The organism is Microbacterium sp. Bi121 (genome assembly GCF_918698005.1).
Taxonomy (GTDB): domain Bacteria; phylum Actinomycetota; class Actinomycetes; order Actinomycetales; family Microbacteriaceae; genus Microbacterium.
In genome coordinates, this window is sequence record NZ_CAKKLJ010000001.1 from 260,861 (window position 1) to 276,498 (window position 15,638).

9 protein-coding genes are annotated in these 15,638 nt (G+C 69.8%); all 9 read right to left on the reverse strand.

Annotated features, from left to right (window positions below; translation table 11 throughout):
* Positions 1–9: 9 nt before the first annotated feature.
* From LQZ87_RS01330 to LQZ87_RS01370, 9 genes are read right to left on the reverse strand one after another with little or no spacing between them, the layout of a single operon-like run.
* Positions 10–4,572 carry an FtsK/SpoIIIE domain-containing protein gene (locus LQZ87_RS01330; RefSeq protein ID WP_230101635.1) on the reverse strand — a complete coding sequence of 1,521 codons (4,563 nt, stop codon included), beginning with the start codon at positions 4,570–4,572 and terminating at the stop codon, positions 10–12.
* Positions 4,573–4,585: 13 nt separating this feature from the next.
* Complete coding sequence (locus LQZ87_RS01335; protein WP_230101636.1) at positions 4,586–5,920, reverse strand: RDD family protein; 1,335 nt, start codon at positions 5,918–5,920, stop codon at positions 4,586–4,588.
* A 20-nt stretch (positions 5,921–5,940) separates the two neighbouring features.
* Positions 5,941–7,581 (reverse strand): serine/threonine-protein kinase, encoded by a 1,641-nt coding sequence (locus LQZ87_RS01340; RefSeq protein WP_230101637.1) that lies wholly within the window; start codon positions 7,579–7,581, stop codon positions 5,941–5,943.
* Entirely contained in the window at positions 7,578–8,891 is a 1,314-nt protein-coding gene (locus LQZ87_RS01345) for an FHA domain-containing protein (protein WP_230101638.1), read from the reverse strand. The genes LQZ87_RS01340 and LQZ87_RS01345 overlap by 4 nt, the downstream gene beginning before the upstream one ends.
* Positions 8,891–9,706 (reverse strand): protein phosphatase 2C domain-containing protein, encoded by an 816-nt coding sequence (locus LQZ87_RS01350; RefSeq protein WP_230101639.1) that lies wholly within the window; start codon positions 9,704–9,706, stop codon positions 8,891–8,893. Before LQZ87_RS01350 ends, LQZ87_RS01345 begins: the two co-directional genes overlap by 1 nt.
* Positions 9,703–11,013 (reverse strand): RDD family protein, encoded by a 1,311-nt coding sequence (locus LQZ87_RS01355; RefSeq protein WP_230101640.1) that lies wholly within the window; start codon positions 11,011–11,013, stop codon positions 9,703–9,705. The genes LQZ87_RS01350 and LQZ87_RS01355 overlap by 4 nt, the downstream gene beginning before the upstream one ends.
* Positions 11,010–13,406, reverse strand: coding sequence for a transglutaminase-like domain-containing protein (locus LQZ87_RS01360; protein WP_230101641.1), 2,397 nt, complete (start codon positions 13,404–13,406; stop codon positions 11,010–11,012). Before LQZ87_RS01360 ends, LQZ87_RS01355 begins: the two co-directional genes overlap by 4 nt.
* Positions 13,403–14,662, reverse strand: coding sequence for a DUF58 domain-containing protein (locus LQZ87_RS01365; RefSeq protein WP_230101642.1), 1,260 nt, complete (start codon positions 14,660–14,662; stop codon positions 13,403–13,405). The genes LQZ87_RS01360 and LQZ87_RS01365 overlap by 4 nt, the downstream gene beginning before the upstream one ends.
* Complete coding sequence (locus LQZ87_RS01370) at positions 14,662–15,633, reverse strand: MoxR family ATPase (protein ID WP_230101643.1); 972 nt, start codon at positions 15,631–15,633, stop codon at positions 14,662–14,664. The genes LQZ87_RS01365 and LQZ87_RS01370 overlap by 1 nt, the downstream gene beginning before the upstream one ends.
* Between the last annotated feature and the right edge of the window lie 5 nt (positions 15,634–15,638).

The following is a 15,638-nucleotide window of genomic DNA, read 5'->3' on the forward strand; positions in this document are numbered from 1 at the left end:
TGAGGTTAGTCAACGAACCCGCTCACGCAAACGGGGAGCGGTACCCATGTCAGTCCTGCCCACCGGCGGCGCGTCGGGGACGAACGGCATCTGCATCGTGACCAGGCGGCCCGCCTGCACGAAGATGCCGCGCCCCACCGGGAAGTCGCTTCTCTTGATCCGGCTGAAGGCCGTCTTGAAGATCGATTCGCCGTCGTACGTGTCCGGCTTGAGGATGATGCCCTGACGCCCCGTCTTCCATTCGCCGAGCACACCGATGCTTCCGCTGGCACGGCTGATCTCGGCGTCGGCGATCAGCAGGTGGTCGCTGTTGTTCATCGCCTGCAGCAGCGTCCGCATCTGCCGGTCGGCAGGGCCGTCGGCGAGGTGCGGGATGTCCTCGATGACGATCATGATGCGACCCTCGGTCGTGTCGCTGGTGACCAGCTCGGTCAACTGCTCGGCGAGTTCCTTCTCCTCCTCCGGCTTGATCGCGCTGCGCACCCACGGGCGGAAGTCCTTCAGCTGCGAGCGACGGTTGCCGAAGTGGTACATCCGCACATTCGGATCGAACCGCTCCATCGCCACGACCAGCGCCTTGAGCGCGTTCGTGCGCCCGGATGCAGGCGGTCCGGAGATGACGAACGAACCGATGGGCTCGAAGCCGCGCGGAGCGAGCGTGTCGTCGGCGATGCCGAAGACGGGCATCCCGTCGACCATCGCCGGCATGTCCGTGACGGGCACCATGGTCGGCAGGGCGCCGATCTCCGGGAGGTCGCGCGCGCCCTCCGCTCGGAGGGTCTTGGCCAGGGCGGTGAGCGCCTTCGTCTGCTCCACCACGTTCGGCGTGCCGCCGAGGACCGCGATCTGCGCTTCGTGGCCGTCGATGATGGCGCGTCCCGGCGCCGACTGCTCGTCGAGGATGTCGCGCGGGGCGTTGAGCAGCATGTACTGGCCGGGGTCGCCCAGGCGCAGCACCACTCGGCGGGAGATGTTGGAGGCGACGGCGCTGGGGACCGCGTTGCCGCGATCGGCCGTGATGACCATGTGCACGCCGAGCGTTCGCCCCTCGCCGAGGATGCGCATGAAGGTCCGGTAGAACGGCGCACGTCCTGGTGCGTACTCCCAGTCCTTCTTGAACTCGGGGAAGTTGTCCATGAGCAGCAGGATGCGCGGCATGTTCGGGTCCGCGATCTCCCGGTACTCCTGCACGGTCGCCGCGCTCGCCGCCGAGAACGAGGCCGCGCGGCGGTCCATCTCGCGATCGAGGGTCCGGAACAGGCGCTGGATGCGCTCGGCATCCGCGCCGTCGACGACGGAGCCGACATGCGGCAGGTCGGCGAGCGATCCTAGGGCTCCGGATGCGAAGTCCAGGCAGTACACCTGGACGCGGCCGCGATCCGGCTGCATCCCGGCTGCGGTCGCGATGGTCTTCAGCACCGTGGACTTGCCCGAGCCGGAGGTGCCGTAGACCACCAGCGAGCCGTCGCGGTCCGGTACGAACACCGCGGGCTCCTGCATCTGCTTCTCTGGCACATCCATGAGGGCGAGAGGGATGCGGGTGTCGCCGTCGTTGGGCAGGTCCGCGAGCTCCACGACCGGGGCGAGATCGTCGAGCCATGGCCGTCGCGGCGCCTGGAGCCCCGCGACGTCGCTGGCCCGGATGAGCGTCGAGACGATCCGCTTCTGATCGTTGGGCCCGAGGTCCTCTTCATGCGTCTCCGCCTCGGCGGGCCGCTCTGGCTCCCACTCCGCACTGGCCCCGAAGCGCAACTCGGACACGCGGACCTCGACGGCAGCGCCTTCGTCCTCCGTCGTCCATCCGCCCGCGTATGCGGACTGGAACGGCACGAGCCGTCCGGGCCCGGTCTTCGCGATCGCCCGGCCGGGGATCGACGCCGGGAAGGTCGATGCCACCGGATCGTCGACGACGTCGCGGGAGTCGGCTTCATCGGCCATGCGCAGAGCGATGCGCAGGTTGGTGTTCGCGCGCAGGTTGTCCTTGATGACGCCGGCTGGACGCTGCGTCGCCATGATGAGGTGGATGCCGAGCGAGCGGCCGCGCTGTGCGATGTCGACGACCCCGTCGACGAACTCGGGCATCTCGGAGGCGAGGGCCGCGAACTCGTCGATGACCAGGACGAGGGCCGGAGGGCACTCCGGATCCTGGCGCTTCTCCAGCTCGAGCAGGTCTTTCGCCTTCTTGCGGTTGAGCAGGTGCTCCCGGTGCTGCAGTTCGGCTCGCAGACTGGTGAGCGCGCGGCGCACGAGGTGCGGGCTCAGGTCGGTGACCAGACCCACGCAGTGCGGCAGCTCGACGCAGTCGGCGAACGCGGATCCGCCCTTGTAGTCGACGAACAGGAACGTCACCCGGTCCGGACTGTGCGCTGCGGCCATTCCGAGCACCCACGCCTGCAGGAACTCGGACTTTCCGGCGCCGGTCGTTCCGCCGACGAGGGCGTGCGGACCGTGCGTGCGCAGGTCGAGGGCCATCGCGTCGCTGGCGCCCTGTCCGATGATCGCGCGCAGGTTGCCGGCCTTCTTCAGCCGCGGGCGAGGTGTCGGGGACCGGTCGACGATCGTGTTGTTCTGCCGCCAGCGTTCGACGACGACCTTCGGGTCCTCGGCGATCGCCGGATCCACGAGCTGCAGGAATCCCACTGTGCTGGGGATGTCGGACGCGTCGTGCACCACGGTGCTGGCGTCGACGACGGGGGCCATGCGCCGCGCGAGCATGTGCATGTAGGCGTTGGAGACGCCCTCGACCCTGGTGTCGTCGAACGTGTCGCCGGTGCGGACGAGCCCCACCCGAGCGGACTCCAGTCCGTTCGTCACGTCGATGTAGCTGCGGCACACGGCCGGGAGCGATTCCACGGTCGGCGAGACGAACACGGCGTGCACGCCGTGGTCCGCGCCGCGGTCGAGCACGTCGGTGAGACGCCCTCGGTCAACGGGCGCATCGCTGCTGACGAAGACGATGACCGATACTGCGGGGGTCCTCTTGTGGTCGCCGGCCGCCCTCGACACATCGGTGCCGTAGAGCAGCGGGTTCCACTCGTCCTTGAACGGCCCGCGCGGCTCCCGGCTCTCCGCGCCGCCGGACGCCTCGCGCTGGACGTAGTCCTCCAGCATGCTCAGCAGCGCTGCTCCCGTCGGGGCCGAGTCGGCGAGGGCGACGTCGCGGAACGGGCTCTTCTCGCTGGAGGTATGCGGCATCCACTTGAGCCAGTCCAACTCGGCCGTCCATGCCGAGTCCGCGAAGGCGACGGCCACGACGTCGTTCGGGGCGTGCAGGCCGAACAGCTGAACGGCGATGCCGCGCATGGCGTCCGCGGCGAGCCCCTGGGGGCCGGCGATGCCGATGGATCCGGCATCCGCCAGCAGTTCGAAGACCGGCACGTCGTCGACCTCCGAGTAGCGCTCCTGAAGCCGGTCGACCCGCTCGAGGAATTCCGGGAGTCCCTCCGGGGTGTCCATCTCGGCGATCGTGTTGCGCGCCGGGAGCGTGCAGCTGCCCAGTCGCACCCCCAGGAAGTTCCAGTGCTCGGGGCGCCTGGTCCACAGCATCGGCCCGAGCCGCATGGCGTGATCGAACACCTCGGCGACCGGCGGCGCCTCGGCGTTGCGCGCTTCCTCCTCCTCCGGCTTGCCGCGGAAGAAGTCCTCCTCGAGCTGCTCGTACTGGCGTTCGAAGAGCATGTACTCGTGGTTCGAGCTCTTCTTCTCCGAGCGCGACTGGTTGATGATGTTGCCGAGCGCCATCAGCGGCGTCATGACGATCATCAGCAGGGAGCGCGGGTTGCCGTTGAGCACGTACAGCGCCATGCCCATGAGGATCGGCGCGACGAGGATCGGCCAGGGGAAGATCTTGCCGAGCTTCTCGGTCGGGATGCGCGGCGCCTTGAAACCCGTACCGGGGTAGCGCACCTCGACGCGCGGGCTGCGATTGAACAGCAGTCCGCCGCCGCGCTCGATGATGGGCTCCTCCGCGGCGGTGCCGTCGAACGAGCGCGCCAGGTGCGGAACGAGCGTCGTGGCGCCGATGACGAACGGGGTGCCGTCCTCCAGCCGGATGCGCTGCACGGCGACGCCGTCGACGAGGACGCCGTTGGCGGAGTTGAGGTCGATGACCTCGATATGCTGGCCGACCTCGAGTCGCGCGTGGCGCTTGGAGACCATCGGGTCCGCCAGGACGACGTCGCCGGCGGCATCTCGTCCGATGACCATCTGGCCCGATGAGATCGGGAACTCCTGTCCGGCCAGGGGTCCGGCGGTCGCCCGCAGAACACCGACGATCTCGCGCTTGCCGGCTCCGGTGTAGTCCGGGCCGTGGTTGAGGATGGATGCCGCGAACCCGGAGCCGATCGGAGCCTCGCCGATCGGGATCTCCGGATGCAGCGGAACGAGTCGCTCACCGGTGGGCGGCGCGACCGCGAGGGTGAGCACGTCGCCCTCGGAGACCGGGACCGAACGGGTGGGATCGGCCTCGGCGACGTGGCGGGCGACGTCGGCGGCGGTCGCCGTGGAATCCGTGGTGATCACGATGTCGACAGGATCGCCGACCGGGCGGTGCAGGGTCAGTTTCAGTCTCATGGTTCTCCCTCGATCACACCCGGATCACCGCGGCGAGCCTGTCGCCCAGCCGCACCGTGTCGCCCTCGATCGTCACGACCGGTGCTCCGGCCACGACCTCGTACTCCGTGCCGCCGCGGACCAGACCGGATCCGTTCGTCGATCCGCAGTCCATGATCTCGAGTCCGCCCTCCACGGGGCGGACGAGCAGATGGGTCTTCGACAGCGACTTGCTCTCGTCCTCGAGGGCGACCGTGTGGGCGCCGGGGTGCCCGGCGGCATCCGGATTGCGTCCGAGCAGCACGGGCGCCGCGACCGGAATGCTCTCGCCGGTGTCCAGCCGCAGACCGAACACGACCGACTGCGGTGCTGCAGCCACGGGCTGCTGCGGCCGAGCGGCCTGCGGGGTCGGCTGCGGGTTCGGGACCTGCGCGGCCGCCCGGGCTTCCTGCGCAGCCGGAGTCGGCTGCGGGCCGGGTTCCGGCGCAGTCGGGCTCTCACCGGCTGGGCGATATCCGCCCATGACCGGTTTGCCGGCCTCGACCGGCACCGACGCGGCCGGAGCGGCGGCCGCGGGCGCGCCGATCTCAGGGCGGGAGTCGGGCGTGTGCGGACGGGCGATGCCGATGACACCGGCGCTCACCCGACTGCCCGGCCGGTACTGGGGCGCCACCGCCGGATCCTGCGGCGTCGCGAGCGACGGCAGCGAGGACCGCTCGGGGGCGGGTTCGGCCTTGACGAGCTTGCGGGCCACGCGCATGCGCTTGTCATCGTAGGGGTTCAGCCCCTTGCGCACGTCGACGAGCCAGACATGCGTCGCCTTGTCGTGCAGGCCGCGACCTCGGCGCTCGGGATCGAAGGTCGGGGACGCGAGCAGCAGGACCGGCCCGATCAGCGGCACGATCCCCGAGGCGCCCATCAGCAGGTAGCGCAGCAGCACCCAGCCGACACCAGGGCGTCCCAGGGTGCGCACGTTGACCGAGCGGATGCCGAGGCTCCCCTTGCCGATGGTGCGGCCTCCCCGTCCGTGCATCACGAGCTGGACGATGCTGACCACGAGGGTGAGGACGACCGTCGCCGCCGCTGTGACGATCGCGAGGATGAACGAGGGGTGATTGACGAGCCCGTACGGCGAGATCGAGCCGGTGGCGAGTTTGAGCAGCAGCGGAACAGTGCCCAGCCACAACGGCAGCTGCAGCACGAGCCAGACCGCGACATCGATGACCAGCGCGAGAGCACGCCGACCGAGGGGCGCCGACAGCATGCCGAGTGCTGCCGCGTATGCCGGGTCGGGGCGCCCGTTCTCGTCGAGGCCCTCGATCTCGTCCTTCTCGTCCTCGATCTCCCAGATCATGCGCTCGGAGGACATCGACCGATCACCGCGTGAGCTCACTCCACGCACCCCCGCACCTGCTCCGACGCGCGGCCGTCCTCGCGGCGCAGCAGCACATCGATGCACACCTGCCCTGTGGCGGCTCCCTCGAACGTCACGGTCGGCTCGTCGGTGGGCTCGGGAACCCCGGCGCCATCGAGACTGACGGTGTTCCACAGATACAGGTCGCCGTCCTCCTCGGCCGGGTTCGTCCAGGTGAACGTGATGGTCGAGCCTTCGCGCGTGCCGGTGAGGTCGTCGACCGCTGGCACCGCGTCGGAGATGGGATCCTTCGGGGCCGCCCCCTCCTGCGTGGCTACAGGGTCGGGCGCTCCGCCGCCCTGGAGCAGGCTCACGCCGGCGATCGTGCCGCCGACGAGGACGACCGCCGCAGCCGCGACGCCGATCCACATGCCCACCCGCGGCTTCGGCTTCGCCGTTGCCTGGTCGGGTGCCTGTGCGGGCTCAGCGGACGGCGGGAACGGCACCGCGGGAGCCTCGGGCGAGAGGGCGCGCGGGCCGCGCAGAACCGTCCGGTCCTCGTCGACAGGTGCGGCCGCGGACGCCGCGCCGGGGCGCATGACCGTGTCCTCGACCGCGGATGCGGACGTGGATGCCGCTGGGTCGAAGCGCGGGCCCGGATCCCCCGCGGGAGCGCGCTGCGGCTGCGGCGTGCCGAACGGACGGGTCGTGGCGGACGGGCGGGTGTTCCCGGCATCCGGTTCGATGCTGACGATGTCGCGGACGCGGGTGAGGCCCTCGTCCTCGTCCTCCAGATCCTCTGGCAGCGGATGGTCGTCGACGATGTCGATCGGCGTGACCGAGTGCGCGAGCTCGATCTGAACCTTCTGCAGCGCACGCGCGAAGGCGACAGCGCTCGGGTACCGGGCATCCGGGTTCTTCGCCATGGCCCGCTCGAGCACCTGCTGAAGGCTTCCGGGCGAATCGGGTCGCGACAGAGACGGCAGCGGTGATCGCTCGATGCGTTCGATGAGGTCGGCGCTCGTGTTGCGCTCTCCCGGTCGCTCGAACGGCGACCGGCCGGCGAGAAGCGTGTACAGCGTGGCACCGAGCGCGAACACGTCCGAGCGCTGCCCGCTCTGCGGCGGATCCGCGAAGAACTCCGGCGGCGACCAGGGGATCGACATGCCGGTCGCCTCGCTCACGGCGCCCGTCGTCGAGGCGATGCCGAAGTCGGTGAGGGCCGGCCGGTTGTACTCCGTGACGAGGATGTTCGCCGGCTTGATGTCGCGATGCAGGACCCCGGCGCGGTGCGCGGTCTCGACGGCACCGGCGACCTGGATGCCGACGCGCAGCGCCTCGGCGACCGAGAACGGCTCCTTGCGGGCACGGATCTGCAGGTTCGGACGGGGGCAGTACTCCATCACGAGGTATGGTCTGCCGTCGCCGGCCATGCCCGCCTGGTAGATCGTGACGATGGCCGGATGCGTCGACAGCATCGCCATCACGTTCGCCTCGTCGGCGAATTCCTTCGCCGCGCCGCTCGAGATCCGGTCGGCGAGCAGCACCTTCACGGCGACGCGGCGCCGGGGCATCTGCTGCTCGTACAGGAACACATCGGCGAATCCACCCGTGCCCAGCGGCTCCACGAAGGTGAAACCGGGGAGCTCGGGAGGAGGTGAGGGGGGTCTGCTCACGGCAGATCCTCGAACACGACCGTCACGCCGTCGCCCAGGTCGACGACATCGCTCGAGAGCACGAGCGTCGGCTCACCGGGGTGCAGGCGCAACGGGTCTGCACCGGGGCGCAGCAGCGTCGAGCCGTTCGTGGTGTGCAGGTCGATGACGACGACCGTGTCGCCCTCGGGGCGGATCTCTAGGTGGCTGCGCGAGATGTCCTGCTGCGGGCTCTCGACCGCGATCAAGTGGGGCAGGTCGGCTCCGCTGGCCCGCGTGGACCGCGGGCGGCGCCCGATGATCACAGTGCGGTCGAGTGCCACGACCTGACCGGTGGAGACGCGGACGCGACCCGAGCCGCTGGAGACGACGGGCAGAACGGCCGTGGGAGCATCGGGTGCAGCGGTCGGCGCGCTCTGCCGGAGCGCACGTGCCTCGGCGACCGAGATCGTCGCTCCGTCGTGGTCGCCGTCGAGTGGAGCCGGAGCGGGCGGCACCGGCGGAGTGACCGCGTTCGGCGACGCGATCGTCGCGCCGAACAGCTGATCGAACTCGTCCGCGTCGCTCGCGAACGTCTCATCGTTCGGCATCAGCGTGTTGCCGTCGACCTCGTCCGCCACCGCCTCGGCCGGTGTCTCGATCTGCTCGGTGACCGGCTCGTCGGTGCTCGGCTCGTCGGTGCTCGGCTCGTCGGCGACGGGCTCGTCTGCGGCCTGCTCGTCGATCACCGGCTCTTCGGAGACCGGCTCTTCGACGGGCGCCTCCTCGACCGGCACGTCCGCGACCGGCACTTCCTCAACAGGAACTTCCTCGACGGGCGCGTCCTCGATCCGCTCGGATTCGTCGGCGTCATGGACCACCGCGGCAGCCGCATCCGGAATCGTGACGTCCGCCGGTTCGATGTCGGCGGCGGCGTGGGAGGCACGTACGATGCCGGCTGAGACCGGCAGGCTCACGGCATCCTCGTCGCCATCCGTCGTGATCTCGATACGGCTCGCACCGGCGACGAAGCGCTCGCTCCAGGTAGTGACGTTCGCGCCGCTGAAGCTCTCGCGCCCCTCGGATCCTGTCACCTCGACCATCGCTGCGCCGCGAACGGCGATGCGCGCGTCAGCCCCTTCGAGGACCACCGCCGCGAAACCCAGCATGTCCGCGAACGAACCGGACGCGTGCTCGGTGAGCACGTCGATGACCGCGGCGAGGTCGCCGGCGGTGCGCTCGCGCTCCCAGAGTCGCGTGAGCAGTTCGGCCGGAGCATCCGGAGACAGCGCGATCAGAGCACCGGGGGTCACCAGCACGTTCCACTGACCTGGGCGGTATGTGGTCTGCATCAGCTCATCCCTCCTGCCGCGGCCGCACGCGGCCGGGTGTTCTCATCGATGTCGTCGTCGGCGCGCATCTGCACGCCGGGGCGGGATGCCACGGAGACGGCATCCACCACCACGACGGTGATGTTGTCCCTGCCCCCGGCGGCGACGGCCTCGCTGACCAGTGCTGCGGCGGCGGTCTGCGGGTCTGACTCCGTCGTCAGGATCTCGCGGATCAACGAATCCGGGACCTCTGACGAGAGGCCGTCGGAGCAGATCAGCATCCGATCGCCGAGTTCGGCGGGGAACATCCAGAAGTCCGCATCGCCGGTGCTGCCGGCGCCGATCGCCCTCGTGATGATGTTGCGACGATGATCCGACGCGGCTTCGGCGATGCTGAGCTCGCCCGACTCGATGAGCTCCTGCACGACCGAGTGGTCGACGCTGATCTGCTCGAGCTCAGTACCCGACAGGCGGTACGTGCGCGAGTCGCCGATGTTGAAGCTGAGCCAATAGCCCATGCCGTCGACCTCGGCGAGCACGAGCCCGCTGAGGGTCGTTCCTGCGCGGCCCATTGCCGACACCGAGAGCGCATCGACGGCCTCGCGCGAACGGGCGAGCGCGTCGAGCACGTCGTCCAACTCGAGGCTCTGCCTGCCGATATAGCGGGAGAACTCGGCGACGACGGCGGCGCTCGCCCGCTCGCCCGCCTCGTGGCCTCCCATGCCGTCGGCGACGACGAACACCGGAGCGCTGGCGAGCAGCGCGTCCTCGTTCAGAGTGCGACGGAGCCCGGCGTGCGTCGAGCAGCCGGCCGTCACGATCAGCGGCGCGGTCATGCGTAGCCCCCGATGGTGACGATGCGGTCGCCGATCTCGACGGCGTCGCCCAGGCGGATGCGCACCTGCTCACCCGGCGCGCACACGATGCGGTGGCCGTCGCGGACGATCGCCGTGCCGTTGGTTGAATGACGGTCCATGATCCACCCGCCGGACGGTTCGGCCGCCGCCTCGAAGTGCGTCTTCGACAGCGACAGCGTCTCGTCGCGGACGGAGACGACCGCGGCACCTTCCTCCGGCGCCGGGTTGCGCCCGAAGAGTGTGCGGCGCGAGACCGTCACGCGGGTGCCGTCATCCCAGGTGAACACCAGGCGGTGCCCGGGGATGCTGATGCGGGTGTCCTCGATGTCGCCGACGTCGCCGGAGCCGCCGTTCAGAGCAGCTCCGTTCGGGGCGTCGTCGGACGGAGTCGTCACGGCGGGAGCCGCGGGAGCCGCGGGAGCCGCCGGGGCCGGCGGCGCAGGCGTGTTCCGCTCAGGCGGACCGTCCTGGGTGATCCCCGGCACGAAGGCGATCAGGGAGTCGGCGGCGGGAGCCGTGGGGTGGGCGATCGGCTGCGCGGAGCGAGCCGGTTCCGGACCCCGCACGGTCTCATCGAGCGCAGGGGTGGACGGCGAAGGGAACGCGGGAGCAGCGGGCATCGCCGGAGCGACAGGAGCAGAGGGCGCAGCGGGGCCGGTCGGCGTCGACAGCGAAGGAGGAGTGAACGACTGCGGCATCGTCGGTGTGGCCAGGCCCGGGATCGGCGGGGCGCCGTTGGGCATCGACGGAGCAGCGCTGGTCGCCTGCCGGGCGCCGTTCGGCATCGACGGGCGCGGCGGGACGTGCAATGCCATGGTCGGCGGCGCTGCACTGGCGCGAGCGCCGGCATCCATCATCAGCGAGCGTGCGACCTTGTCGTGCCACCCCTGGAACCGCCCCGATCCGTCGAAGAGCGGAGTGAAGTATCCGACGACGATGCCGGCGGCGAGCCCGAAGATGATGTTGCGCAGCAGCGCCTTGCCGAACCCGAGGGGTGCACCGTCGTCCTCGCGCACGAGGCGGAGTCGCTGAGTGCGCATGCCGATCGAACCGTCGCGGGACTGCATGAACGTGTAGAACACGAACCAGCCGATGAGGATCAGCGACACCACGGGGGCTCCGATGCCGATGACGCCCAGCATCCCCTCCGGACCGGCCATGACCGCGAAAACCACGAGCAGGATCGACAGGACGATGCCGATTCCGGCCGCGATCGCGGCATCGATGATGTAGGCCACCGCTCGTCGTGAGGTCGGGGCGACGGTGCCGAACGACGGTTGCGTCATGATGTCTCGCTCTCGGGTGCTTCTGTCGTGCCTGTGTCGATCGTGCCAGGTTCTCGGCGAACGCGCGCGGTCGCGGCATCCTTCAGCCCCTGGAAACCGGACTGGATCGCGGATCCTCCCAGCAGCGAGCGCAGGCTGAGCCGCGCCTTCATCCGCTTCCAGAATCCGGCCTCGGAGCCGAGGCCGACCACGATCTCGTCGACCTCCTTCCAGAAGGCGTCGACGTCTTCCTGACTCGGGTCGTGCGGGCCGAACACCTCGGCGTCGGCCCGGTCGGCGATCGCCGTCACGGTCGGAACCGCGAGCGAGTCTGAGACGAGCACCGCTTCCTCGCCGCGGGTCGCGCCGGGCGTCAGCCGCGCGCCGTAGTCGACCGCGCGGTCGGTGAGCTCGTCCCAGCCGCCGGCGATCCGGTCGGCCGTGTGGTCGGCCATCCGCCGCGAGCGGCGACGCGATGCCTTCCACGCGCCGATGACGATGAACGGCGAGGCGATCAGCGCGATGATCGCGAGCGAGATTCCGCCGATGGCCAGGATCGCACCGATGATCGCCGCGATGTTCAGCGACTCGTCCTCTGCTTCGCGATCGTCTGGCAGCGTCGGCGGCAGATCGACCGGCTCCTGGGGCGGGGGCGGCGGCTGCAGCACCTGCGGCTTCGGATCGGCGCGGGGCTTGGTGTTCTGGTCGTTGGGAACCTGGTCCTCTGGCGGCGTCGGGTCGAACGGAACCCACCCGAACCCGTCGAAGTTCACCTCGACCCACGCGTGGAGGGCGTCGCCCGTCGCCGCGAACGACGCCGCGCCGGCATCCTTCTCGTCGGGATAGAACCCCATGACCACGCGTGCGGGGATCCCCAGCTCTCCGGCGAGCAGCGTCATCGCGACGGCGTACTGCTCGTCGTCGCCGATCATCTGATCGCCGCCGATGAGCGTGGAGATGCGCTCCGAGGTGTGGCCGGCACGCGAGATGACCTCGCCCTCGAGCCCGTGGCTGAAGAAGCCTTCCTCGGACAGGTAGTCGGCGATCGCCTGCGTCTGCTCGACCGGCGTCTCGGCTTCCGCGGTGATCTCACCGGCGAGGGTCGACAGCTCTTCGGGAACGTTGTCGTTCTTCGGCATGCGCACGGCGCCGAAATCGGCGTCGGCGAGCTGCTCGTCCGTCACCTCGGCGGGGATGGTGGTCTGCACCGCGTAGCTGTCGCCCTTGCGCAGCCCCGTCGTCGCGACCGCGGTCGATGACCCGCTGCTGTAGTACGTTCCCCGTCGAAGCGCCTCGGCGTCGCCTCCAGCGAACCGGAACTCCGAGACGAGGCCGGCCTGCGGAACCCACACGTCGCTGTAGTCGCCGATGTCGAACTCCAGCGTCACCGGCAGCCCTTCCGCATTCGGCGACATGTTGGAGCGGATCGGTGAGAACGCGCTGGAGGTACCAGAGCCCCCGTCGACGACGTTGATCACCTGGCCGTCGAACTCGTCCATGGCTGCGATCCGGACGCGAGCCCCCTCGGGGAGCCCGCGGACCGTGAACAGCGTCGCCTCCTTGTTGTCGCGGACGTGGCCGCGGAACGACTGCAGGGCGCTCGGGTAGTCGCGCACGTTGAACGGCGGGATGATCGTGTCGCGCAGGACGTGACGCACCTCGGTGGGTGCGGTGAACGCGCTGGTCGCGATTCCTGCGCCTGCGGCCACCGCGAGCACGGCGCCGCCGGCGAGCAGGCGTCGCATCCGCATGTGGTTGGCGCGCGACGGGTCGATCTCACTGACCGACACGGCCGCGTTCTGCGGCGCCCAGATCTGCCGCACCGCGAGCCAGGCGATGCTCGCGAGGGCGAACACCGCACCCTGGACGAGGGGCATGGCCGTCTCCGGCGTGCCGAGCGCGATCACAGCGGCGAGCAGCGCACCTGCGGGAAGCAGGGCCCATGCGGGCTGGGTGAGGCGGAGGGCGAGGGATGCCGTCACCACCGACGCCACGAGGAGGAGCAGGAACGGCACGAGGAAGTGCCCATCTGAGCCGGAGACCGGAGCGACGGTCGTCAGCATCTGCTTCCACGACGTGACCACGCCGACTGCAAGCTGCTGCAGCGTCTCCAGCGAAGGGATGAAGCCGCCGATCGCGGTGTGCGGCAGAGCAAGCGCGCCGCCGAAGACGAAGTAGGCCGCCACGGTGAGCCCGGCGATGATGAGGATCCCCCAGCGACGCCAGGCCGCGACGACCGCGATCGCGATGCCGATGAGGGCGCCTCCGATCGCCGCTCCGAGGAAGCTGCCCCCGGCGAACGTGGGCCAGAACCCGATTGCTGAGGCGACGAGCAGGACGATGACGGCTGCTACGTCGAGTCCCCAGCGACGCAGAGGAAGCGCTGCGACCGACGAGAGGGCGGGCGCGCTCATGCGAGGACCTTCTGAAGTGCGAGGGGGATCTGCTGCAGGGTGCCGACGCTGACGACATCGGCATCGCCGATGCGGCGGAGAGCCGGGACCTCGACAGAGGTGTCGGCGACGATCGCGATGACTCGCGCTCCGAACGGCAGGCGTGCGCAGGCCACCCGGAGGTTCTCGCCCGACACCTTCGAGCCGCACACGAGCACCACGACACTGGCGAGCGGCATCGTCGCCGCGATCACGCCGCTGAGCTCGGCGATGCCGCCGTCGCGCGGCTTGCTGCCCTCGACCGCGGCGAGCGAGTCGAGCAGCTGCTTCCCCGTGCCCGAGCGCAGCTCGCGCCCCTGCACCCGCACCTCGACGCGCTGCGAGTCGCGCAGTGCGCGGAGTCCGATGGACCCGGCCACCGAGATGCCCAACTCGAAGTCGGTGTCATTGGCGTAGTCGCCGGTCGATCGAGAGAGGCCGATGACGAAGTGCGAGCGACGGGTCTCTTCGTACTGACGAACCATCATCACGCCGGTGCGGGCAGTGGATCGCCAGTGCACGTGGCGCAGGTCATCGCCCGGCTGGTACTCGTTGAGCGCGTGGAATGAGACGTCGTCACGAGACAGGTCTGCAGCCGGCAGACCTTCGAGGTCGCGCAGGAAGCCGAGGGACTGACCGTCGAAGAGCACGGTCTGCGGGTGGACGAACAGATCGACGGGGTCGTCACGGCGGTGCGCGCGCTCGAACAGACCGAGTGGGTCGCCGCGGACGACGCTGACCGGCCCGACCTTGACGACACCGCGCCGCTGCGTGGGGATCGCGAAGAGCTCCTCGGCCTTCTCTCCGGGCGCGAGTCGCTGGATGCCGAACTCTCCGCGGCCTGCGCCGACGGGCAGCACGACCCGCGATGGGAGGATCGCCCGACCGCCGGGATTGGCGAGGGTCAGTGCGCCGACCGCGCGTTCGCCGACGACGACCCGGGTGCGGGCGAGGTCGAGGTTCACGTCGTACTCGGTGCGTCCGACCAGGAACACCGCGCACACCAACAGGGTGATCGTCACGATCACGGCCGTGACCGTGAGCTCGCGCCAGCCGAGGGTGAGGCCTGCGATCCAGAACACCACGGCGAGTGCGATGAGCACCCAGGCGAGGGGGCGGATGACGGCGGCGACCTTGCGGAGACGGCTTCCGATGCGCACGCCGATGAGCGCCACGATGTCACGCCAACCGGCGTCACGGGCGCTCTGCGACGTCGCCGGCAGCGTCTCTGCGGTCATCAAGCCGCCGTTCGGGCCTGGGGTGCAGCAACCCGCTCGAGCACGCGGGTGATCACCGCGTCAGCGGTGGTTCCCGAGAACTCGGCCTCCGGGTCCAGCATCAGGCGGTGCTGCCATGCGGGAGCGATGAGCGCCTTGATGTCGTCCGGCAGCACGTAGTGGCGTCCGCGGGAGGCAGCCCACACCTTGGCGAGACGGACCATTGCGATGGCTCCACGCACCGAGACCCCGAGCCGGACGCCGCTGTCATCGCGGGTCGCCTCGGCCAGTTCTGCGACGTAGCGCAGCACGGCGGGCTCGACGTGCGTGGTCGCCGCGAGGTCTGCCATGTCGGCGACGGCTCCGGTCGTGATGATCGGCGTCAGGTGCGCCGACGGGTTGCGGTCGGATGCTCCGGCCAGGATGCTCTCGGTGATCGCCAGGTCGGGGTAGCCGATCGACGTCTTGATGAGGAAGCGGTCGAGCTGCGCCTCCGGGAGCTTGTACGTACCCGCCTGCTCGACGGGGTTCTGCGTCGCGATCACGAGGAACGGGCGGCCGGCCTCATGCGTGACACCGTCGATGGTCACGCGTGACTCTTCCATGACCTCGAGCAGCGCCGACTGCGTCTTGGGAGACGCGCGGTTGATCTCATCGGCGAGCACGATCGAGGCGAAGATCGGGCCCTTGTGGAACTCGAACTTGTGCGCCTGCTGGTCGTAGATCGTCACACCGGTGACGTCGGAGGGCAGCAGGTCGGGCGTGAACTGGATGCGCGAACTGGTGCCCTGCACAGTGGCCGCGAGCGCCTTCGCGAGGCTGGTCTTGCCAGTGCCTGGCGCGTCCTCGAGAAGGACATGGCCTTCGGCGAGCATGGATGCCAGAACCAGGCTGACGACCTCGTGCTTTCCCTGCACGGCCTTGTCGATGTTCTCGACGAGGCGCGTGAAGGTGCCCTGGAACCAGGTCGCCTGCTCAGGAGTCATTGTCATTGTGT